This is a genomic window from Paenibacillus sp. FSL H7-0716, assembly GCF_038002705.1.
GTDB classification, from domain to species: domain Bacteria; phylum Bacillota; class Bacilli; order Paenibacillales; family Paenibacillaceae; genus Paenibacillus_AQ; species Paenibacillus_AQ odorifer.
Window position 1 is genome coordinate 225,740 of the sequence record NZ_JBBODA010000003.1, and the last position, 24,128, is coordinate 249,867.

12 protein-coding genes are annotated in these 24,128 nt (G+C 47.7%); 1 reads left to right on the top strand and 11 read right to left on the bottom strand.

The window, feature by feature from the left end; genetic code table 11:
• Window positions 1–70: 70 nt before the first annotated feature.
• The 10 genes from MHH60_RS05745 to MHH60_RS05790 form a co-directional block, all read right to left on the bottom strand.
• The gene (locus tag MHH60_RS05745) at window positions 71–1,657 is read right to left on the bottom strand and encodes an ABC transporter substrate-binding protein (RefSeq protein WP_076136314.1); all 1,587 of its coding nucleotides are present in this window, start codon (window positions 1,655–1,657) and stop codon (window positions 71–73) included.
• Window positions 1,658–1,705: 48 nt separating this feature from the next.
• Window positions 1,706–3,490, bottom strand: coding sequence for a glycoside hydrolase family 66 protein (locus MHH60_RS05750; RefSeq protein WP_076136312.1), 1,785 nt, complete (start codon window positions 3,488–3,490; stop codon window positions 1,706–1,708).
• 218 nt (window positions 3,491–3,708) lie between these two features.
• Window positions 3,709–5,340 (bottom strand): extracellular solute-binding protein, encoded by a 1,632-nt coding sequence (locus MHH60_RS05755; protein WP_076136310.1) that lies wholly within the window; start codon window positions 5,338–5,340, stop codon window positions 3,709–3,711.
• 24 nt (window positions 5,341–5,364) lie between these two features.
• Window positions 5,365–6,771, bottom strand: coding sequence for a response regulator transcription factor (locus MHH60_RS05760; RefSeq protein ID WP_076136308.1), 1,407 nt, complete (start codon window positions 6,769–6,771; stop codon window positions 5,365–5,367).
• 2 nt (window positions 6,772–6,773) lie between these two features.
• Window positions 6,774–8,429 carry a sensor histidine kinase gene (locus tag MHH60_RS05765; protein ID WP_306082147.1) on the bottom strand — a complete coding sequence of 552 codons (1,656 nt, stop codon included), beginning with the start codon at window positions 8,427–8,429 and terminating at the stop codon, window positions 6,774–6,776.
• 717 nt (window positions 8,430–9,146) lie between these two features.
• The gene (gene sigK, locus MHH60_RS05770) at window positions 9,147–9,848 is read right to left on the bottom strand and encodes an RNA polymerase sporulation sigma factor SigK (RefSeq protein WP_036675850.1); all 702 of its coding nucleotides are present in this window, start codon (window positions 9,846–9,848) and stop codon (window positions 9,147–9,149) included.
• A 206-nt stretch (window positions 9,849–10,054) separates the two neighbouring features.
• Window positions 10,055–11,914, bottom strand: coding sequence for a DUF2264 domain-containing protein (locus MHH60_RS05775; RefSeq protein ID WP_076136306.1), 1,860 nt, complete (start codon window positions 11,912–11,914; stop codon window positions 10,055–10,057).
• A 10-nt stretch (window positions 11,915–11,924) separates the two neighbouring features.
• A complete protein-coding gene (locus tag MHH60_RS05780) occupies window positions 11,925–13,061 on the bottom strand; it encodes a glycoside hydrolase family 88 protein (RefSeq protein ID WP_076136304.1) in 1,137 nt (378 codons plus the stop codon).
• A 72-nt stretch (window positions 13,062–13,133) separates the two neighbouring features.
• Window positions 13,134–14,945 carry a heparinase II/III family protein gene (locus MHH60_RS05785; protein WP_076136302.1) on the bottom strand — a complete coding sequence of 604 codons (1,812 nt, stop codon included), beginning with the start codon at window positions 14,943–14,945 and terminating at the stop codon, window positions 13,134–13,136.
• A 73-nt stretch (window positions 14,946–15,018) separates the two neighbouring features.
• Entirely contained in the window at window positions 15,019–16,161 is a 1,143-nt protein-coding gene (locus MHH60_RS05790; RefSeq protein WP_076136300.1) for a DUF2264 domain-containing protein, read from the bottom strand.
• Window positions 16,162–16,341: 180 nt separating this feature from the next.
• Between MHH60_RS05790 and MHH60_RS05795 the strand changes: the two genes are divergently transcribed.
• A complete protein-coding gene (locus MHH60_RS05795; protein ID WP_076136299.1) occupies window positions 16,342–17,184 on the top strand; it encodes a helix-turn-helix domain-containing protein in 843 nt (280 codons plus the stop codon).
• A 161-nt stretch (window positions 17,185–17,345) separates the two neighbouring features.
• Here MHH60_RS05795 and MHH60_RS05800 read toward each other — a convergent pair whose 3' ends face one another.
• The gene (locus MHH60_RS05800; RefSeq protein ID WP_143766731.1) at window positions 17,346–24,032 is read right to left on the bottom strand and encodes an S-layer homology domain-containing protein; all 6,687 of its coding nucleotides are present in this window, start codon (window positions 24,030–24,032) and stop codon (window positions 17,346–17,348) included.
• Window positions 24,033–24,128: the final 96 nt, after the last annotated feature.

Consider the following 24,128-nt stretch of genomic DNA (forward strand, 5'->3'; position numbering starts at 1 on the left):
TTACTAAAGTGACCATAACTACCGATCGGATTCCGCCTAACCGGTAGTTATGGGTATTGCAGTGTTTGTTTTATTTAGCGTTATACTCGCCCAGGTAATCATCAAGCGTTTTGTTCATCATTGAATCCCATTCCGCTGCGACATCACTGTACTTTTTGCCTTTGTCTCTGATCTGATTTCTGATTTCCCACGGGTTCAAGGTATCATAAGCTTTAACGACGCCCGGAAGCTGTCTCGGGTAAGGCACCGGATTGGACAGCATTTGCTGGAAGTCGACATTCTGGAATGCCTGGAAGTTAAAGATGGCCAATTCACTATCTTCCGGGAAGCCCTTAACCAGGGGGTGGTTCTTCAAGACTTCAGGATTGGTCGTAACCGGCCAGCCCTGAATGAAGTCCATCAGCTGATCCTCCGCCCGTATTGGCGCATCTTCGGGAAGACCCATATACTCGTCGATCAATTCCCAGCGGGATTTCAACCCCTCTTCACCGTAGGTCAGCCATTTAAGCAATTGATAGGCTGCTTCAGCTTTGACCGGATCTTCATCCAGTGCGCTGGACAAGCTTAATGTGTCATAATATCCATGCAGATCCGTGATGCCCCTCTCAGGTGCAGTCGGCATCGGGTAAATATCGATATCCATTTTCCGGGTTTTGATCATTTCATTCACATCCGTACTCAGTGAATACAGCCAGAAGTTTCCGACCGCTTCCAAACCGTCTGCCCAAGGGTTGGTAGATTCGCCAACCTTCTTCTTCCGGACATCTTCCGGCAAATCCCAGAACCATAAGCCTTGCTTATCTTCCTTTGCGAACTGGTCTAGCCACATACCGTATTTCTTGCTGTTCGCGAAATCAAATCTCTTGGTTTCGGAGTTAAACCCTTTCCAGCCGTTTGGAATACCGTCAAAATAGTGTGGGCCATGGTCGATAAAACCGATGCCTCCCGGGAACACCGGATTATTCGGAGTAAGTTTGGCGACCTCCGAACGCAGGTGTTCATAATCTGCATAGGTCCAGTTGTAAGGCGGTATAGCGATATTATTTTCCTTCAGCAGATTCAGGTTTACTGCAGGGAATTCGGACACAGACTGGAACGGAATCCCATAAATCCCCTTCCCGTCATACGTGGTCATAAAACTTTTCGCATTTTCAGAAATCCATTTGGACTCCGGGTCTTTGTCAAGATAGGATGTTAAATCAAGCGTAAGCTCACGGTCATAGGATTCGGCGGCCAGCGGCGAATAGAAAATATCGGGCAGCGTTCCCTCCATCGCTCTCGCCGTCAGAATTTCGAGTTCATCCGTATCTGACTGCTCAATGGCGAACTGGGAATCACGGGCAACCGTGATGTTCGGATACTTCTCCATGAATTTGCGGATGTTCAAGAACATGGGGTTCGTATCATCATTTTCACCGTAGAAGCGCATGGCATAATCCAGTTCAATTTGCTTTTCCTGCCAGTCAGCTACGCCGTTTCCATCCTCGTCTGTCCAGTTCGTTTCGGCTTCCTGGCCTTCTGTATTCTGATTATTTCCACCATAGACTTCCGAGTTGTTTACATTTGCCGAGTTCGTGTTAGCGTTACCGGAGCAAGCGGATAGCAGAAGTGAGAAAACTAACATGATTGAAGAAACAACAGTTATTCTCTTTTTCATAAGACCCTCCATAATTTGCATATTGATTTCGTTGAAGCTTAAGCTCCATCATTCGTATTCGACGGTGATTAGATCCCAGTATTTTAGTTTCGGCAGTTGCAGGAATACGTTTCCATCCTTCTGCTCAAATTTTAGTATGATTGGGGAGCCCTGATAATAATCAGGGGAAGCAAACATGACTTTGCTTACCTTCCGTTTCGCAGGGAAGACAACGTCCACCTTTTCAAGCTCGGGCGGTTCAGCTTGCTTCGCCTGATTGTCCTTCCACTCCATCGTTGTCGCACCGATGAAATTGATGAAATGAATAATATCAGTATCAGCCTTGTGCTTTGTGAACGACCAAATTCTCCCTTGTTCAGGTTCCGGTTTGATTTCAACGTCTGCCGACCCGGAGACCTTAAGCTCCAAATTCTTCAGCCCGTCCCGTAAAATGTTTTGGTAAGCTGTGAGGAAGTCGTAGTAACGAATCAGCTGTGCTTCAAGCTCAGGCGGCACAGACAAATTTTTGTTGGGGAAATATTCATTTGACAGCATATTTTCCCCAAGCTCCAGATGAGACCCGCCCGATGCAAATATCACTGCATCCGTCAGCAGCACGCCCGGTGTATTGAACATTCCCTGTCCGGATTTGGAATGCTCATAGTTCATATAAGCAGCTAGGACCGTATTTAATTTATTTCTGCCGGCGCGGTTATTGCTGTCAATAACCTCTTTCAGATCCCCATATTCAGGATAGGACCAGACCTCTGTATAGAGAAAATCAACAGGTGCCAATGCCGCCAGTAATCCTTGTCCGTACTGATCAACCGCATTCATGACATAATCGACGTCCAGCTCTTTTTTAGCTGCTTTTAGAAATGAAACGTAAGCTTGCGGAAGCTTGACGATCTGCCCCTCCGAATTATAAAGCGTTCCCCGGTCTCCCAATTGATCAACATGCCATCCGTCGAACGGCAAGTGCTCAAGCACTCCCTTTTCTTTCGCAATCAGATAGCTCTGCCATTCAGGATTGCTCGGGTCATACAGCATAATATCACTGATCCAGCCCGGAAGTGGATGCTTATCCTGATCAGTTAGGTCGCGGTCTTTAAACAACCCCCATTCCTTACTGACCCCATCTTTGGCCGCATCCTCATAAGCGCCAAAAATGAGATTATAATTCATGGCCTTCATATTTCGGCTATGGGCCAGATTGATATAGCTTTTCACTGTATTGAAGGAAATCTTCCTGCTCGCGATATCCTCCCATTCTTTCGCAGGTTTGCCGTCAAAGGTTTTGATCGGGTCATGATGCTTGTATTGCCAATCGTAGAATTGGATTCCATTAATATGGAATCTGTTCAAGCGTTCAATGACTTTCTCCACTTGTCCCTGACCCATACTCGGGAAATCAGACAAGTAACCATAACGCGGAAATTTGCTCCAATCCGAGGAAACGTCAACCGCAATATTCATCTGATCTGTAATCTTGTAATCTCGGGACACAAAAACTTCCACCATGTATCCTTTATAGTCTTCCTTGGGTGGAGTCCAGCTCCAGGAGGCCTGACCTTCATCCGTTTTCACCTTTTGACTGCCAATCTTCTCACCTAAATGCCGGTACTGGATGATCAGCTCCGCCTTAGGCGCCGGCGAACTCAACTGGAGGGAGAAGCTCACAGATTCACCGGGTTTATAGTTGGCCTTATCTGTTGTTAAAGCCTTCACCCCTCCTTGACTTACCACTTGCACAGCGTAAATTTCACTGATCGGCCTGCATCCAGATACTGCGAGCGTCATGAAGCAGGCCAGCAAAATTCGGGAGTGTTTCACTTTCGCCAGATGCAATTTCATCCATTTAAACACCTCTCATATTAATAAAGGAATACTGCTGCAGCCGCAAAACAGCTTTGCAATCGCTTTCAATTCAATTCGATTCCTATATATTAAGGATACAAGGAAAGGACGGATTCCTAAGATAGGAATCCGTCCCGAGATAAGGTGGATAAATGATTAGTGCCAGACGACATTCCCCCTCCTGATGAGCGACGTATGTCTACCTTCAGATCCTCTTAAGGAGATATTGCCTTTGCAATCCCATCGGTAATCTGCTCGCCTCCCTGGAGCTTCCAATTTTGGACCCACTGATCGAACGTTTCCAGCGGAACCACCCCCATAATGATTTGTGTAAACACATCCATCTCCTCATCCGCAAGATACTTCCATTGTTTCGCGAAAGAATTCCTGCCTTCATTGTAGATGCTGTAAACCTTATTCAAATTCGGATCATACAGGTTCTTTCCTCCGACCAGCAAGGAATAGGCACGTCTGAAATTACCGTCCCGTAGATTCCAATATTGAATATCGGTGTTATCGTAAGGAGGCCGTTTGACATTATAAATAGTTTCCAGATCACTTGCCAGCATCGGATACTCTTCCTTCCCCTGAAAATTGCCCGCCTCCTGCCTTCCGGCCATCACGTCTTGAATAGCTCTTACCGAAAAGGCAACTTCATCCCGTGGTACGAGCATATTCTGTAAAGGTTGAAAAACATCCCCATATTTCTCCCTGTCTCTCAATGTCAAGTTCGCAATTTTGATAATAGCCTCAGGATGTTCATAGCCCTTGCGCACAACAATATAAGATTGCGTCGGCCGGAATATCTTCACATTAAATTTGCCTTCGATATCAAGTGGCAAGGCGTAAGCCTGCCAGTTCGCCCGCGGATTATTCTTCAGCGCTTCCGGGATTGGCCAATCTCCCCCGAAGGAAGGAGCGAAGAATATGCCTGCCTTACCCTCGATCACGACCTCCGCCTCCGTCTCACGGATTCCCATTTCACGATCAATCAGCCCCTTGACATACAGCTCACGAAGTGCGGCCAGCGCAGTTCGGGTTTCCGGCTGAATCGATCCGTAAACTGGCATTCCGTTCTTACCTTTCAGCCAAAAACCCGGGTATGAATCATAGGCAGAGAATATTGGATTCAGGTTAAAACTTCCTGGCCCTGCATTGTATTCGTCATAAAGGGAAGTTCCAGCGGCAATGCCGATTGTGTCCTTTTGCCCATTGCCATCAGGATCTTGTTCAACAAACGCCTTCGCTACACTCTCCAATTCTTTCATTGTGGATGGAGGTGCCAATCCCAATCTGTCCAGCCAATCTTTCCGTATCCACATCATGCTAAAATCTTCAGGATTAGCTGAAGGTAAAGCAAGCATTTTTCCGTTTATCATAACGTCTTCCTTTAGTCCCGCGTTAGTGCCTTCAATAATGCGTTTCATGATCGGTGAGGCGTACTCCTCATAAGCTTTTGTCAGATCCTCCAGTTCATCCGCCTCAACCATTTGATTAAATTGATAGGGAGAAACCACCATTGCATCAGGAAGCACATTACTGGAAATCGCCAAGTCAATTCTTTGATCCATATTCTCATGTGTAGCAAACCAGTCGATATGGATATTCACATTCAACTTGGCTTTAATTGTCTTAATCCACGGATTATTAGCGGGGGTTTCCCCTGTATATGACTTGTAGTTGGGATCAACTCCCATTACGATATTCAGCGTAGTCGGTACTTCGTATTTCTCGAACGCTGGATCCTCCCCCCTTTCCTTGATGATATCGGTTTTGTTCTGACTGCAAGCGGATACAGATAATATTAGCGATATGAGTAACAGAATCATTAAACTTCTTTTCAGCATGCGGTCCTCCTTAAACACAACGATTTATTGGGGAATACGTTTACGAACCCGATATTCACTCGGAAGTAGTCCGGTTAAATCGCGAAAGGTGCGGCTGAAATATTTTTCATCCGTATATCCAGTATGCTCAGCAATCCATTGAATCGTATTGTTCGTATGCACCAGATACTGCTTCGCCTTTTCCATCCGTAATTCACGAACGTAATCCTTGAAAGTACGTCCAATGATATCTTTAAAGCACTGACTAAAATAACTCCGGCTCATATTCATTTCTTTCGCCACCTCGGCAGAGGTCAACGGTTGATCTAATCTCATCCGCACCTTTTTCTCCGCTTTCAGCACACAGTTGACAATCTCCGGGGAGTAATTAGTTTGAAGCGCTGTGTACCGAATCATTGTGCGGGTATCCTCCAGCCAACGCTCAATCTGAAACCAGGAATGAAGTGTCTCATCAAGCTTGATCTTTCCAAACACCGTTCCGGCAAAAGCTCTGTTCCATTCGTTAACAAAAGAATATAATAAACCGATCAGTCGCGTTTGCGGTATACGAAGCATCTTTAATTGTATTAATAGCCGCTGGAACAATACATTATCGTAAAGCCACTCCCCAGACAACAACAGTTCCTTCGGCTCTTCCAGTTGATCTCCTACTCCCCGATTCTGTTCATACAGATCGTCATAATTCTTATTAATGCACACCGACAGAATCGTGTTGTCGGGATTATATTCATAGAATAACTCTTTTTCCGTAAAGCTTCTAACCCATCGCTGAACTTGAGTCAATGTGAATTGTTGCAGATCCGACAATTGAATTAGCACAACGTTCTGCAACAAACGGATACGTTTTGATAGTTCATCAAATAGATCGCGCTCATTTCCATTTAAAGCAAGCACTAACCAGTTGTTTCGATCCACTTCAACCACCTTGATATCAGGGATATATTTCAATTCCTCGGCCCAGTCTTTTAAATCCTTGTGATCAAGAACCACGACGGAATATCCTTGCTCCAATGCCCCATCTTGGTGGACTATTCCTTGACGTGCTTGCCCTTGTATTCTGTCGGCAATTCTTCCGAGCATGTCTTCAAGCTGCTCCTTCTCTAAATCTAGATCGACCTTGGAAATATAATCTATAGCCCCAAGCCGAAGCGCCTCTTGCACATATTCAAAATCCTGATGCACCGTAAGTACGACAACGTGAAGTTCTGAATAACGTTTGCGTAAAACCCGCATTAACTCAATGCCCGACATGACTGGCATGCCTAAGTCAGTCAATACTAAATCAACAGAATGAGACTCTAAAAACTGGAGGGCCTTTTCCCCATTGCTCGCCTCACCAACAACCTTCATATCAAATTCCTGCCATGGCATCATTGAAATTAGTCCTTTACGGACCAATTTGTCATCATCCACAACAAGTACCTTAATCATGTTTATACTCTCTCCTCTTCTAGCGGTAGCGTTAGGAAAATACTAGTTCCTTTGCCTGGTTCGCTTTTAATCTCCAGCTTGGCCAGCTGACCATAACGGGATTCAATCGTCCGTTTAACGTAATTCATTCCGATTCCCATCCCTGACTTCTGTTGCTCTGATGTCTTGTTGGTCAACAGTTTTTGAATATGTTCATCGGACATTCCCACTCCATTGTCATGTACGGCAATCTCTATACCTTGGTTCAGCCTGACAATAACCAGGATGTATCCTTCATCGTCAAGCCCATGGTACAGGGAATTCTCAACGAGCGGTTGAAGGATAAACCGGGGTACCTCTTTTTTTAGCAAGACTTCGTCAACCTGGATACGGACATCGAATTGAAAATCATATCGAATTTGCTGCAGCGTCAAATACTGCTTAATAGCATTAATCTCTTCCTCAATGGTAGAAGGACGGCCTAATTTCCCCAGATTATAATATAATAATTTATTCAAAGCCTGGATGAGGCGGTCAATTTCATGCTGACCGTTCATAACCGCCAGCCAGTGTGCGGTATCTAAGGTATTCATCAAAAAATGGGGGTTGATTTGGTAGAGCAGCTTTTCCACTTCCAGATCAACGCGTTGCTTTTCTTTTTCCTTAACTTCGCCGAACAATTCCCAAATGTTTTTCTTCATATTTTGAAATTGTCGCAGTAAACTGTCGAATTCCGGGATCTTCGTTGACTTAAGAGTCACTTGATGCTCGGCGTGCGTCATCATCTTGATTTCGTTATGGAACAAATTAAGCGGCCTGTAGACCATTTTCCACAAGACCCAGGCCATGATTAATGCCACGCTAAGGAACACTAAAGAGAATAGAGAAATTTGAAGGAACCACCTGTTCTTTTCCCGGTTGAAATCCGCTTCCGCAAAAACTGAAATTGCGCTCCAACCTTGCTTACTCTTTTGTTGGAACCAGTAATAATCGTTGCTATGGCCGGAATTTTTTCCTTTGTCAGATTCAGGGAAAAATGTTCCACTCTTGAACAGACGTGGAACTTCACTGTATATGATCCTCCCCTCCGCATCCAGAAGAATCAAGCGTGAAGAGTTGTTTTGTGCCTCCTCATTATCAAGCATGTTTTTCAATAATTGAAATCCTGATTCAATATAGACATACACATCATCCCGTCCGGGAAAATTCACTTTTCTAAGTACAGACAATACGTATTCATTATCAAGCCGGTTAAAACTTTCGTGCGGCCCGTAGTAAGTAATGCCATAAGATTGGGCAAAAAGAGGCAGTTTGTTGGGAGAAAAACTATACTTTACTGGGAAATTGGTGAAATGATAGGTTTGATCTTTATCAAAATAGTACATTGCAAGGCCGATCTCCGGATTAGTGAAGGTGATCAAATTCAATTTACTTTTGAACTGATGCTGCAATTTCATCCGACGAAACGGTTCCTCCGTTCGCATTAGCTCATCCAGTTCTTTCAGGATGGTGCCTTCGTAAGCAAACTGTTGCGAGATGTGATTAAGGCTACTGAGCGAGTTATCCAAGGATAAGGTCACTTGCTTAAGATTACTTTGGATACCTGTTTCAAGTTTATTTGTTAGAATCGAATTGATCGTATAATATGAGATCAAGCTGATAAAAACAAACGGAATCAACGAACTTATTAAATAAATGAAAAAAATCCTTTTCTTCAAAGTCATCTCAGGAACACCTTGTTTTCTATAGAATCGTAGTCAAGAGATATCAGCGTTTTCAATTCCCTTAGTAGATTGGTATAAAAGCTCTATCACTGAGAAATATACTATCTATGTAAAAGTAACTTATACCTCTGCAATAGATTTAGTGTATTATGACAGACTGGAAACGATACCTTTCCAGATTGTAACATACTAACTATAAGGAGTTGAACTAAGTCAATTAATATTTAGTTATAATTTTCAATTCAACACTTTTGAAAATTAAGGACCTAGATAAGATATTTACTGACCCTATTGTATTGCTCGTAGACCTTCTTTATCAGTCTCTTATCATCAAGGTTCTTCATTTCTGATCTCTCAATCTTTTCATACCATTCTGTCTCATGTCTTGCATCCAGATCTTCGAGCACTTTTTAGCACTTCTTTCTTCTACTTCACCGCTCGCTCTACCTGTTTTGTCGACATATTTTCTCTTAGTCCTCGCTGGTCACAAGTCCAAACTCTCCAAGTTCCCGATATTCTTCATCTAAGCCTTCAATTGAAGTCCGTCTGTTATTCCAAAACCACTTGTTTTTATTCATCTAGAACCACATAACAGAACAAAAAAGCAACTCCCTTGTTGGCAAGTCGCTTTTAATAAAATCTATAGTGAATCTTTAGTTATTATCTAAAATCCTAGCGCTTCGCCTTATAAAACTCATGATAAAGCTTCATCAGCGCCCTCTTCTCTATCCGCGACACATAACTCCGCGAGATCCCTAGCTCCTTAGCAATCTCCCGCTGCGTCCGCTCTTCTCCACCTGTATCCAGCCCAAACCTACCCACCACAACTTCTTTTTCCCGATCATCCAGTATATCCAGATTCCGATATATCTTGCTCTTCTCGATCTTAAGATCGACTTCTTTAATGACATCATCGGCCTCGGAGCCAAGGATATCGATCAAAGTAATTTCATTACCTTCCTTGTCTGTCCCAATCGGATCGTGCAGAGATACATCTTTACGAGTCTTCTTCAAGGATCTTAGGTGCATCAGAATTTCGTTTTCGATACAACGGGCAGCAAAAGTGGCCAGCTTTGTGCCTTTGTTCGGGCGGTAGCTCTCGATAGCTTTAATCAAGCCAATTGTTCCGATGGAGATTAAATCCTCCATGTCTTCGCCGGTATTATCGAATTTTTTCACTATATGGGCAACGAGCCGCAAATTATGCTCAATCAACAAATTGCGGGCCTTGGCATCTCCCTCAGCCATCATCCCTAAGTATCGGCTTTCCTCCTGCTCCGAGAGCGGTTGTGGAAATGCATTATTCCTTACGTATGATACCAGCAGCGTCAGTTCTTTGATCAGCAACGCAATCGTGCTTAAGAATCCAGGCAACTTGGCGACACCTCCCGCACTTGTACAATGAAACCGATCTGTTTGCCTTACGGGTTCATGGTCATCCTTATTGTATGTGGGCGTGCGCCTAGAAGTGCCTGTACGTGGGAAATTGTACAACCACAGAAATTTATTTTTTATACGAGAAATCAGTCATACTCTACTCATTCACTTGTCTTTTAACACGATGTTGTTAGAGGTAATTCTCACTCTCTTCTGATAATAAATTCCGCTTCACTAGACGTAAGAACCTTAATGATGTCCTTATCAAAAGCAACCTTCAATATAGACTCTGGTGATTGTTCTAAAATACCGCCGCAAGAATCTCCTGACGGATCACCGTATACAGCCGAAGCCAGCCAGTGGATTCCAGGTTCAAGGAAAGTCGTCAGTGTTGGCAAAACAGTCCGGGGATGAAGCAGGTTTGTGTTGGCATTAGGCCAAATTAGCTCAGCCTTTTCATAGCCGATCAACCCCTTGACTCCGCTTGTTCCCCATGCTGTAGATACTGCCGCTGTTGTAAGGCCGATCTGCTGTTCCACCCCTGCTTCCTGACCAAGCGCAAAGCCGCCCTCTGCGGCGTCCAACGGTCGTCCGGTCTCGATCCGGTGTATCCGAATATGCCAAGGCAGCCCAGCAACGATCCAGGTCCGAACCTCAACATTAGTCCATGGCTTCCAGACGGAGTGCAGCACATTGTCCACAATTCTTGACTCCATATTCCGCCGTCTGACCCGATACAAGTTGTCCCCGCTCTCACTCAGAGCGAGCATGGAATCAAATGCACCCTGAGACAATCCCCATTCGGAACGAGGCACACTGAATCCGAAGCCTGTTGAGTATACAAATTTCTCATACTTGGCAGACGTGTGGGTGTGTTCATTCGTATATAGATGACCGCTGTTGAAGGCAGCCACATGGCCGGAAGCAGGTTCGCGGACAATGACAAGATGCGCAGGCTTCTGGACTATAACTGCAGGAATATCCGGCAGCGGCAGTTCTTCTTCCTTCCAGAATGGATGCTCCGCGCTGAGAGCCAATGGCAGGAATGTCTTTAACGCCCAGTAGGGGGAACCGGGAGCATTATAATTCTCCGCCATGACCAAGTTGGGGTAGGTATAACCAATCGTCAGAACGCCTCTGGCATCAAAGATCGGCTGGCTGAACCACCAGCGCAAATTGCGCAGTACTAATCCTTTGGCCACACCTACAGGGAATACTTCAACGCCTGCATAGACGAGGGCACTCCAGAAAGCAGACTGGGCAAAGCGGTAGGTTAAGCTCCTTCCATAAGGAAGGACAGATCCGTCCGGAGCGAACCAGCCCAAGAATTCGGTGGCAAAAAGCCGGGCCCGTTCTTTGAACACCTGTGAACGTTCCGGGTCCTCCTGTTCCATCAGCTTCGCGTACAGTAGCGCATAGTAATGGATGGCAAAAGGAACATAATAATCGCTATGCCCGTTAATTCCATCACTGTACCAGCCATCACCCAGATAAAAGTCATCCATTCGCTTCAGATTATTCTCCAGCTGATCCGCGTCGTAGGGACAGCCGACTCTGCGGAATCCGACATTAACCAGCACGTTGAAGAAAAGCCAGTTGCAGTCATAGCAAGGATGGGAATTAATCTGATTCAGCCAACTGTACAATTGCTCCTGTTCCTTCTGGGTAAGTGGTGACCAGATCTGTTCAGGAATGGCGGCTAAGGCGAAACCGAAGACCGCCATCTCTACCAGACGCTGGTCATAATCTTGAACTTCACCCCAGTATTCTTCATGGGCAGGATCCGTGCCGTGGCGTATGCCATCCAGCACAGTATCCCAAAGCCCGCTTTCTCCCCCTCCTATGAGCAGGGGCACTAAGCCCCATAATACCCGGGAGAAACCTTCCATTTCTGCAGTTGCAGCCGGATAGCTGGCTCCTGTTCCGCCGATTGCCAGCCGTGCACCACCTCTGCTGTAGAGCGGCCGAAGCGGATCTGTAAGCTGTTCAAGAGCAGAGATCAGATCCTCCCGGGTCTTTAGCGGATTTTTAGCAATAGTCGTAAATGTCTTCTCAGTCTGCATTATATGCCCCCTATTCCCAGTAGAACGGTCCGGCTTCTTTTAGCCGGGCTAGCGCTTCGACATAGAAGAAATCTCCGTAGATAAGCGGAACATCTATATTCCGATTCTCAGGATAGTTACTCGTACCATGAAGCAGCAATCCTTCTTCTTCTGCATTGTCCCAAGTTCCATAATTCCTATAAAGGGATTCTGTAATTCTTATAGCCCCGTTCTGATATACATGCGCCTCCGAGTCATCTACTTGGCTAGCTAACAACAGCAAGCCACTCGCTGCACAGGCACCAGCAGAGCTATCCCGAATCTCTCCAACTTCACCGGGAGCACGGAAATCCCAATGTGGAACATGATCTTCGGGCAGACGGGTCAAGAAGAAATGCGCGACCTGCTTGGATGCATTGAGATAACTCTGCTTGCCCGTATGATGATAGGCCAATGACAGTCCGTAGAGCGCCCAGGCTGCCCCGCGCGACCAAGCCGACTCGGGCGCATAACCTTGCCCGCCAAGCTTTTCAACCACTTCGCCCGATCCCGGGTTGAAGTTGACGATGTGATAAACCGAACCATCCGGCCGGATGAAGTGCTCCAGCACCGTATCCATATGCGCCTCAGCGATATGTCGATAACGTGGATCCCCTGTTACTTCGGAAGCCCAAAAAAGCAGGCTGGTATTCATACAGCAATCAATAATGGCTACCCCACTGTTATCCTCGCCTTCACTCCATGGATTCCAGGCCCGGATGTAGCGTCCTTTTAGATTGAAGCGGGCCGCCAGATAGTTAGCTGCCTTCAACGCCCGGACTCGTGATGCTTCTCTGCCCGTGAGCTTGTAGTTCGCAACACTGGTCAACAGCCACATAAAGCCTAGGTCATGGTCCAGCTTCACATAACCATCCAGCACCTCGTCAAGCCGTTCCTCACACCGCTCAGCAACCGCTTTCAAATCCTCATCACCACTCTCAGCATAGAGCTGCCAGAGCATTCCCGGCCAAAAGCCGGCCGTCCACCAGTTTGGTGCTTCAAGCACGTATTTGCCGCCTTGACTGGCATGGGGGAATTCTGCACCGATTCTCCGGCTGTTCGTTCTAGTCTTCTCCAAGGCTTTGCCCCAAGCCTCGTCTACCCAAGCTTGCTTTACTAATCTACTCATCTAAATCCCGCCTTTATTCGAATTAGCCTCTACCCTCTGATAGAGGACTTTTTATAAGCTCAGACCCATCTTTTATAGAAATTGAAAAGTGAATACCAGTTTGCCCACCGCGCCAAGCTGAAGCACATGGAAGTCCAGACTATACCAGAGCTTCTCCATGCCAAAATGATCCCGGTACACATGCACAGTAATCTCCGGCTCAACTTTCAGTGAATCGTATGTCACTTCAACGCCGCGAGCCGTAGTCCCCGGCAACAGCAAGGTACCCGGATGAAGAAGCTTAGGCTCACGCCAGGTGACAAACCGCTCCGTCCAGCTCGCCGGAATTTCCGCATACCGGTAGGTATCTGTCAGCTCCAGCCGAGGACGTTCCTCTTTATGCCAGACGAACGAACGGATTAAGGACTGTAGTCCTGTTACCTGATAAGCCTGTGTCAGATCCAGTGTCAGCTCATCATTCTCCTCCGCCGCCGATGCATGCAGCACTGTGGAGCTGAACTCCCGACCGGCCAGCTGATACCGGCCATCAATGATCGGCAGCGAATGACCCTGCGATCCATTGCAGTCATAGTGGTAACGGCCAGCCCCAAAATAATCAGCAGTATACTCTCCGCTCCCAAGATCGGATGCGTAGATTTCTCCCCGGCCGCTCAGAATGAAATGTCCCAGATCATTATGGTTATGCGGTTCAGCATTGTGCCCGCCCTTGGCTGCGAATCCGAATGAACCCGCCTCCGACATATGACGCGAGACAAGCCAAGCGGCATCAGGGAGAAAATAGCTGGCGGCTCGCCAAGCTTCGTCCTCCTTGCCAGCCCTGGTCCAGATCAGATTGCGGAAAGCCGGTGCAAAGCGGCTGCAATGATCTTCAGTGTAAGGAGCGCGCAAAGCAGATGGGGGGCGTTCGACATCCGTACAGACTTCCGCCAGATAATGGGACAATCCCATATGTACAAGCACCTGAGGCACTGAATCAGAGAAATTGGCTACATGACTTCCGTCAATGAAACATTTTTGTTGGAAGCGCGCGATTTGCGCTACCTTCTCTTGCTTGAACCAGTCCAGTCTGCCTGCGCTTCTGGAACAGAGCAGATCGCTATAATAAGTGAAATAACCAAACCCATAATTCCAGTACCCAAGGCCTTCCAGACAGGCACCGTCCTCACCGAACCCTTCCAGGTAATGCAACATGGCGCGCTCTGTCCTCAGCAGAATATCCGCAAGCATGGCCGGGTCCTCCACAGACAGCAAGGCAGCAGCCCCGATTGATCCCGCACAGACCGCTGCCCAATTATGCCGCGCTGTCTCCCAATCATAAGGACCATTTACAAGAAATGGACGAAACAGTCTCCGCTCTACTTCATGGTGGATTCGGGATCTCAGAAGCTGCGAAAGTCGTTCCCCGAGCAAAAGTAAAACTTCACTTAAAGTAAATCCGGTCTCGGAAGAAAACAGATCAATATACCGGTTGATATCAGCTGCATTATGATCCGCTGGGAGGTGGGCCGGAAGACACCAGGTGTACTCATCGCATATAGCCCAGAGGATGTCCTCCAGCTTCTCCAGTACTTCCGGATGATCCGGCTCCAGCAAAGCCAGAAATACATAAGTATTCAGCCTTCTTCTCCGTTCAAAATAGACCCGTTCATAATCCAGCCTCGAACCCGTACGCGAATAAATGGAAAATAACGTATACGACAGTTCAGGTATAGACTGCCCGTCCAGCCTTACCGCCTCCGCGCGGATCTCGCTGATATCTGCCTGTAGTACTCCCGATGATAACGCCCGTTTCCAAAAAGCAGCCGCATCCCCCTTTGGATAATACAAGCTCAGATCGACTGGCTTCATTTTATGCACTATTTCCAAAAGCATCTGTTTATTCATGCCTTTTTTCCTCCTTATAGATCAGTCAGATCCGCGAAGCATCTCATTCTTCACTAATATGGCTGAATACTTTTTATTCCAAGGCATGATCTCTCATAACATCCTCACCGGCTGCAATTTTTAGTGAAGTCCATTTCATCTCTTCCCCTGACCAGAAAGGATCGGAAGGGAGCAGCCCCAGCGGGAGGAATACGGAGGCGCATAAATAAAGACTGCCTGTATTGATATAGGTCTCCGCAAGCTCCGGCTGATAACCGTATACCCCCGGACGTAGCCATCCGGACTCATCCAGCGTACCCGGATACTCCATAATTCGCGTAATCACAGCTGTCAAAGCGCAGCGTACCTGTGCAGGAGGCAATGCTTCCTCCAAAAAATGCTGCAGCGCCGCCTGCGACAGCAGTTGAAACGCCCCAAAACGGTAAACGATCGAACGCCCGATAAAGGGATAGGTTCCATCCGGTGCAACGATCCGTTCGAGAACAGTAGCGTATCGCTGTGCCCGTTCCAGAATCAGCGGTTTCAATGCCGAATATTGCTCCGACTCCTGTTCAAAAAGTGCTACCACATCCACCAGCATCGGCTGAATAACAAAGCTGTTGTAATAATCCCAGTGAAAGTCCTTCCCATCCCCGTAAACCCCGTCGCCCTTATACCAATCCATAAACATATGGACCGCATAACCAACGCGCATCCGGTCATATTCAGGATCGCCGAGAATATACAAAGCGGCTTCAACCATTGCGCTGAACAGCAGCCAGTTGCTTCCGCTTGGCGCTGTCCGGCGTGTCTGCTTCAACGCTGTTATTAAGTTCCCTTTGACCCGCGCACTCATCTTGCCGGCAAGCTGCTTTGGCGCACGTACCAGCGCATGTGCCAGGAATGCCGCATCAACCAGCGGTTGGCCTTCAGTCTTGAATTCCATATAGTCAGATGAATTCGGATCAACAGCAGCATCAATGGCTTCCAGCATTAACCCGGCATAACGCGCTCTAAGCTGTTCTTCCGCACCCTCAAGTCCCTCTAGTTCAAGCCAAGGGGCCATTCCGCATGCCAATCTCGCAAAAGCCTCCAAATGGGCAAACTGGCTCCGGTCACTATGGAACTCTGTAGGCAGCTGTTCCTTTAATTTCCGCTCAGCCAAAGCATTCAGCACAGGCCCCCCGATTAGCAGCATTGTATCCAGCCAGTATTTACGCTGTTCCTTCCCATTCATGCACAATTCCACCCTTTCAATTGCGTCTAATCAGCTACAGCTATTTCTCTTGCCTACCGCCTGAATCTTGTTATATTGCGTAATCTTCTACTATAGTTTAGTGTTGTATTATTGCAATGTCTTTGCGAATAATGATATTTTATTGCGTATATTGTGATCAATCTGAAAGGGGCAATTCCAATGAAGCATGCCCAGTATTATGAGCCGTTCGATGGAGATATTCTGGCAGGTATCGGAAATTCGCCGATCTCACCTACCAGGGATTTTCACATCCATGATCACTATGAAATTTTCCTATTCTTGGGCGGCAAGGTGAACGGTTTTGTAGATCAGTTCAGCTATCCCCTGCAGCGGGGCAATGTCCTGTTGTTCAACAATCACGAGATTCATAAAATCATCAATTTATCTCCGGAGCCCTATGAACGATTGACAATCCATTTCAAAGCTCCACTTGTTTATCCCTTCTGTACCGCATCTACAAATCTGCTCGCTTGTTTCCAGAACCGCCAGCCCGGAGAGCATAATCTCGCGCAAATGGATGAACCGCTGATTGCAGAGTATACAGCCCTTGCTTCCCGCCTGATTGAGACATTAGAGAATCAGCAGTACGGGAGCGAAGTTCTGGCTCTGACCTACCTGGTTCAGATCCTCGTCCTCATCAATGAGCTGTACAGCCGTACCCGATCCACCGTGCCCAGCATTATTTCCTCACATATTCAATCAGCCATGAGCTATATCGACAACCACTTGCATCTAAATCTGTCACTGGAGCAAATCGCTGGAGATCTGAACGTCGATAAATATTATCTCAGCCATCTGTTCAAACAGCAGACAGGCGGAACCATCTACCGTTACGTCTTGCTCAAAAAAATTGCGTTATCCAAGCAGCTCTTGTCCGCCGGGAACTCCGTATCCGATACCTGCTATCTGTCCGGCTTTAACGATTATGCCAATTTCATCCGTACCTTCAAGAACATCACGGGCATTCCACCCGGAAAATATGGTAAAAGAGCTGAGCTATAAAACTCAAATTCAAGGATTTTTCAAAAAAAGATGTAATCGCAACTGCGGTGAATAGTTGGACTTCCGGCTGCTGATTTCCTAAGCACTCCCCTGCCTCTCCAAATCTATAAAGAACCTGGCAGCCCGCTTAATGCAGCCTGCCAGGTTCTTTGAAATGCTACTTACAAATATCCCAGCAGATTGGAGATAACTTGTGCACCTTCTGCACGGGTCATCGTCTCTTGTGGCGCGAATTGCTTATTGCCGCGTCCCTTGATTAGTCCCGCCTGTTCGGCGATGTTTGCTGCGCTCTTCGCCCAGTCGTGAATCCGGGAATAATCACTGAACGATCCTACAGCAGGTTCATTGGTCTTGCTTCCCTGCAAATATTCATAAGCACGAACGATCATCACAGCCATTTCCTCGCGGGTAATGCTCTGATCCGGTGAGAACGAATCTGCACTTCGTCCGAGCACGATGCCAGCTCCGCTAACAGCTGCAACGGCTTCGGCATACCAGGCCTTGGAATCCACATCACCAAATGTTGAATGGCTTCCTGCCTTAAGCCCAAGCGCGCGTGCAATCATAGCAGCGAATTGTGCCCTAGTTACATCCCCTTGCGGATTAAACTCCGTACTGGAAATGCCTTCGATAATATGCTTCGCGGCCATGGTCTTAATCACATTACTGGCCCAGCTGTCACTGCTGACATCCGTGAACAGCTTATCGTATTCCAGGACCGCATACTGGCTGAAATGCCTTATTTCAGCAGTCCACTTACCATTAGTCAACGTTCCGCCCATGAAATCAAGCGCACCATTTGCAGAAATATAGTAGCTGCCTAGCAAGCTTATATTGGCATCCGGATCTAAGTTGAACGTAAGTTTCAACGGTTTATCAAAAGCAGTTACCGTTACAGCAGTGCCGTTCGCAGCAACAACCTCCAAGCTGAAGTTGATCACATCACTTGCCGCAGATAAATGTACGGAACCATTAACAGCCCGATTATTGATTAACTGTTCCACAGCATCTCTGGATACCTTCACTGCTGAGAGCTTAATTCGCGCCCCCTCCGTTTGACCTCCAGTAGCTTTTTCTTGAATGCTCTTCAGCACTTCTGGGGTCAGATCGATAGCAACCTTACTCCAAGCCAGACGCAGAGTGTTCTCTCCGATGATTCCTGATAGTCCTGCTGGAAGCAGCACGGATTCTGTAGCTTCAGTGAGCTGAACTGTTATTACTCCTCCAACCGGTGCCGTGAAATCCTTTCGATCAAGAACCTTTTCGGTCTGCGGAAGCGGTGTTGGCGTCGGGGACGGGGTGACTGCTGGCGTTGGTGCTACCGTCCACACTGGTGCTTCCGTTGGCGCCGGCGTAGATGTTGGTGCTGTTGTTGGCTCCGGTTCCGGCGTCGGTGTTGGTGTTGGCGTCGGTGTTGGTGTTGGCGTCACTACCGGAGGTTGCTCTGCTTCGCCCACTGTCACGGTTCTAGTCACTTCGATAGCCGCGTTGCCCGCCGCATCACTCACATTATAATGATAGGTGTAGATGCCTGCCGCCTTAGTGTCCAGTGCCAGTACATTCTCCTCATTCTTCGTAATCGTTGCTACAATGTGCAACGTAATGTCGCCATCACGGTCATCTACCGCTGTGGCTCCGGCATCCGTATAGCTTGCGCCATTTTCCAGTTGAATAGATGGTTCACCAAGCAGTGTAATCACCGGCTTCATTACATCCGGATCAAATGCAATAACTACTTTTCTTGTCACTTCCTCAGCCGCATTGCCTGCAGAATCGCTGACATTATAATGGAAGGTATAAATATCAGCTTTCGCCGTATCGAGAGCAGTCAAGCCGTATACTTCACTACTAACTGTTGTAGTTATACGGTCTGTAATATCACCATCCTTGTCATCATAAGCAGTCGCTCCTGCATCTGTATATTCCGAACCGATGTGCAAATTCACTGTCGCATCACCTAACAGAGTAATCAAAGGCTGAACAGTATCCGGCTCCGGCAGCTTGATTGTTCCGCTCGCTGAACTGTCCGCTGTAGCCTCTCCCTTACTCAGTGATACCGTAAAGCTGAAGCTGCCGTTAGTCTCATCGGTTGCTTCTTGGAAGGAAGACAAGGTAATCTCACCGATCGCAACTCCGGTATCATTGAGACCGGGCAAAGCGCCTATCGTCTGAAGCAGCCAAGTCTGGACAGCTTCTTCGCTGTTTGCCGCTTCCTTCTGCACGCTGTATACCGCACCTTCTATGATACTCTTAGCCTCATTTACAGCCTGCTCATTAGCAACACTGGCTTTATCTCTAGCTACAGCCACATAGCTGATCAATGCAGCCTGATTGCCTGAATACGTATTGTTTATTGAGTATTTCACAGTACCGCTCACCGGAAGCGTGAAGTCATAGTTAATCATAGCGCCATTAGGACCTGCGACGAGGCCGGTTCGGACCGGTTTGGTCACTTCTTTCCCTTCAGCGTCAATGTAGCTGAGCGTAATATCCATCGTGCGGTTGGTGTTGTTCCACCAGTCCCGATGGAATGACGTAATCGTATATTTGCCTGCGTTCAAAGGGAGCAGGTATACAAGTGGATTGTTTTTTGTATCCGAACCATAAACACCTGTCTGACTTTTATCAGAAGGAACTACAGCACCACCAAGCCCCTTGAGGAGGTACTTAGTACTGGTATGCCCCCATACCCCACTGCCTGTCGAAGGCTGATCCGCCTTGTTATTAAGCAAGCTGTCACCTACAAAATCCTTGATTAATGTATACGGCGGCGTGATACCGTCCACCGATACACCAGCATCGAGGAAGTATAAGAGCCCCTCCGGTACCACTTCCACATAACAAGTTGTTTTCAGATTTCCATAAGTGCCGGTTACAGCTACCCGTTCATACGGATTGTTGAAGCTGGCCGCATTTACATTCCACTTTACGGATACCAGCAATTTGGATCCGTCTGCCCGAGTGGCTTCCACCTTGTCTGGAAGATTCGGCAGTTTTCCAGTATAAGTAGCCAAATCCTGAGGAGCGACAAGCTCCCGTATATCTCCCGTAGTCAACTGGTTCTGGGCGGAGATCAGGCGTGCTTCAAGCTGAGTAACTCCTTCCTGATCCAATTTGTATAAAATAGGATTATCCAGTGCTTCCTGTGCAGCGCTCTGTGCATCTACGAAGAGCTGCCAGTCTCTGTCCGAATATTCATCCTGTTTGTTTATTTCTTTCGCGGCTGTTACCGCCGCCTGAAGAGCAGCAGTATCTACAGTACCGGTTACTTCCCCGGAAACAACCGCCACCGCATCGACAACCAAAGTTCCGCTTACCACCTTTATCTGCACATGGTGCTGGCCATATTTAAGCCCGCGGAGTGCGTACGTCTGGTACAGCTCCTTGGAAGCTAATGTATCAGCCGACAGTGCAATGACTTTTCCGTCCACCGTTACCTCAAGCTTAGCCGACCCGTTATTTGCTCCTAGAATATCCAGTCCGGTGCCTTCAAACGTATATTCCATTGCAGCGTCTACAGCCTGGCTGGTAGAAAGAGAACGCTGGTAAATGTACATGCCCGCTCCGTTTATATGGCTCCACGACCCGGTATATATCAGTTTAGGGTTCGGAGCCGCAGCCAGGTCATACATTTCAAGATTGTCTAGAAGCTCTGAATAATACGGCGTGTAGCCCTCAACCTTCTCCACCTTCAAATTATCGAAGCGGACGTGATAGTAGCCGCTGGTCAGATCTACCCGGCCGGACAATTCAGGAGTAGGATCGGTATAGGAAGCCAGCTTCACCCCATCCAGATAGGCAGTCACTTTATCGCCCGCAACCTGAACGGCGATATTATGCCATGCGTCATATGCGGTATCGAATCCGTCGATCTTCACGCCGCCGGAACCGTTCGCGGCATTTCCGCTCGCTACTGCACTATTGTTGACCAGCAGCTGCCAGCCGCCGTCGAACCAGAATTTCAGCACATACGGTGTACCGGTTATGGAGTGGGAACTGCCACCTCCCTGATAACGCGCGCCTATCGCAGCATAATTGGCTCCGCCCTGAGTATTGTTTGTTTCGAACGAAACATCAACACTGGCCTTGTAGTTCATCCACCGGTTGTCGCCGATGGCCGTTACAGGATCTCCGCTGTTCCATGTGCCGCCAAGCCCCATGGTTCCCGTGTCCAGCTGCTGCCGCAGGACATAATTGTCTGCCCCCTCTGGAAGATAGGCCTCAAATGCCCCGTTGCGGTCATGGGTATAACGCGGGATAACGCTTTGGGAACCGCCGCGGGATTCGATATAGCTCTGGGTACCCTCAGATTGACCGCCTGCACCAATCTTCACAACAGTCTGCTTGGAATAGTCAAAATCATCAGCGTACAAAATGTTGTCCCCAGTACTGTGTCCCGCTCCTGTAGCATCAGTATCCAGTACGGTACGCTCGCCTTCTACAGGCAGCGGTGTATTATATTCTTCTTTATCCTTGTTCTTCAAAGTAGACACAGTCACGGTCGAATACGGCTTAATCTTAACGGTATATACCCCGCTACCGTCTGCAGTGACGTCTCCAAGATACTGCATATAATTGCTGTTGAACGCTTCTCCTGCATCAGCGGCACGGGTTTCCCATACTTCCATGGATGGATTACCCGTATAAGCCATATTGACTGTCTGCAGCTTGTAGATTTTGGAATACTCGCTGTCGTTCACGATAACCGTCGAGAAATCTTTTTTATCAGGTGCTGCAAGGGTTATATAGCTAGGAGAACCGTTGCGGCCGCTGACCGGATTGGTGCCTGTCGCACCTGTGGAGCTGGCTTGAGGAACCGCTCGCCAGATCCCAGCAGTATTATCCTCGTTCTCCCAGCCTACATTCGCAAACCAGCTGTAATGCTGCAGAGTGACAAGACCCGCATCATAATGAATCCAGCCTGACCACGGATCGCGCATGCTGACCAATTCCTTGAAGGAATATTGTCCGCCTTCATAAAAGGAGCCAATGGCTGGCTGGTAAATAAAGTGCGTCCGGCGGGAGTTAACGAATCCTTTAATAATCGTGTTACTCATCTCCAGCGGACTGCCGACACCACCAATGCCGGTTCCTGCCACTGTAGGATCTTTCATATTGTTGTTAGGACGGAAAGAGGAATTACTGAAGGTAGACTGCGCCTCACTGTTCCAGATCTCAATATCATATTGTTCCGCGAGTTTTTTGAAATTGCCTGCGCTATCATCGTCCGTGTTGTAGTGGTATCCAGCAATCGGCACAGCTTCCCGCAGAGAAGGATCACTCACCATACTGGCACCGAAGCTGCCAATCCCGACTTCATCGGATATCACAGACTTGATCCGGTTGTACAGTTCCCGCTCTTCGGTGCTGTTGAAGCCTTCGCTGTCAGTCTTGACTCTCTCAGCGTACTGTTTGGTCCACGCCAAATCTGGAGCGTGCTCGTTGATATAAGGATTAACGTAATCGGCCATATAACCGTATTCACGATAAGCGGCCAGAATGGTTTTTTTGTACCAAGTATAGATTTTGTCGTTGTTATTCGCCCAGGCCGGAGCACTCCATCGCAGGATGCTCACTTTAAGATCAGGGTTCACTGCCTTGGCATCTGCGGCAAGCTGGAAGCCGGGATGCCGGGTAACATTTGCCTCTTCATCAGCCGTACGCATAGTCGCCGGGTCAGGTCCCGTGGAGTTATTGCGGTCATTGCCCATCTCGATTTTCACATGCGTCATGAGCGGATGTTCTCCACCGAACAAGATCTGTAGCATTTCTGCATAAGCCTCTGGATGCTCTGACTTATAGTCCAGCAAAAGCGCACTGGTGCTGTTAGCGCTTAGTACGCCAAACCCCTTGAATGTGAGGCCGTTGACATTGTCAGCTTGGATATCGTTGCCGTCAAGCAGAACCTTGACCATAGAAGCTGCGCTCTGTGTAGCCTCTTCGATCTGTTTCTTGATTCCGCCCTTGGCAACGGCGAACCAGCTCAAAATAGGTTTTTCGTCAGCAACATAGGCGTAAGTCAGCGTCATTGGACTACTAACGTCAATGTCTCCAGGAATAGTGAATTCGCCTGAAATTAGCTTAGTCACATTAGTGTTGAACTGGTCAAACAAGATGTTCTTGGTTGCCCCGCTAGCATCCTTATACTCGATCTGAGGACGTATTACACGGGAGCGGCTGCCGTACCAATCATGAAAACCGCTGCTGAGCGTATAGGTTCCAGCTTCAAGCGCTTTTAATTTATACACGATATGATTGCTGGCAGGGTCGGCACGAAGTCCGACAGTCCATAGGGACGGATCGGTAGCTGGATCGGTAAGTCCCCCGTCTTTAGAATTCTTGACCTTGTTTACGGAATCATCAAATCCCCAGTCCGCCGTACCGCTGATATACTTCTGGTCGGGTGACTGGTTGAGCAAAACGCTGCCGCTCAGCGTACGGACCGCTTCGTACAGCGGCGAGGAAGTAGGCCCGTTGCCTACGGAATCGCCCCCTCTGCCGCTATCCACAAAGTAAACCAACGGATTACTTGCGGGCGGAATAACTTCCACACTGGCAACGACCGGCCCCCCGTTTGCTGTACCGCTGACGGTCACGGCATCGTATGGCACGGCAAAGGTATCTGCTCCAATATTCCAGTTCACTGCTGTGCTCTGGCCTCCGATATCAATGCTGGCTGGCAGAGTAGTATCTGCAATTGTTGTAGCCCCCATATGGGCGGCAGCGTAGATAGAATTTACGGTAGCAGCTGAGGCTGCAGGCAGAGTGAATGCCGGAAACATCCCAACTACGAGCGCAGTAGTCATCGTTATTGAGAAAAGCCTTTTTCGAAAGTGCTTTCTGTTCATTCTCTTCTCCTCCTTTGATGGCCAATAATAAAAGAAAGCGTATTCATTTCATTGTTAAATGAATAATTACTAGAGTTATACTGACCCCTTTGACTT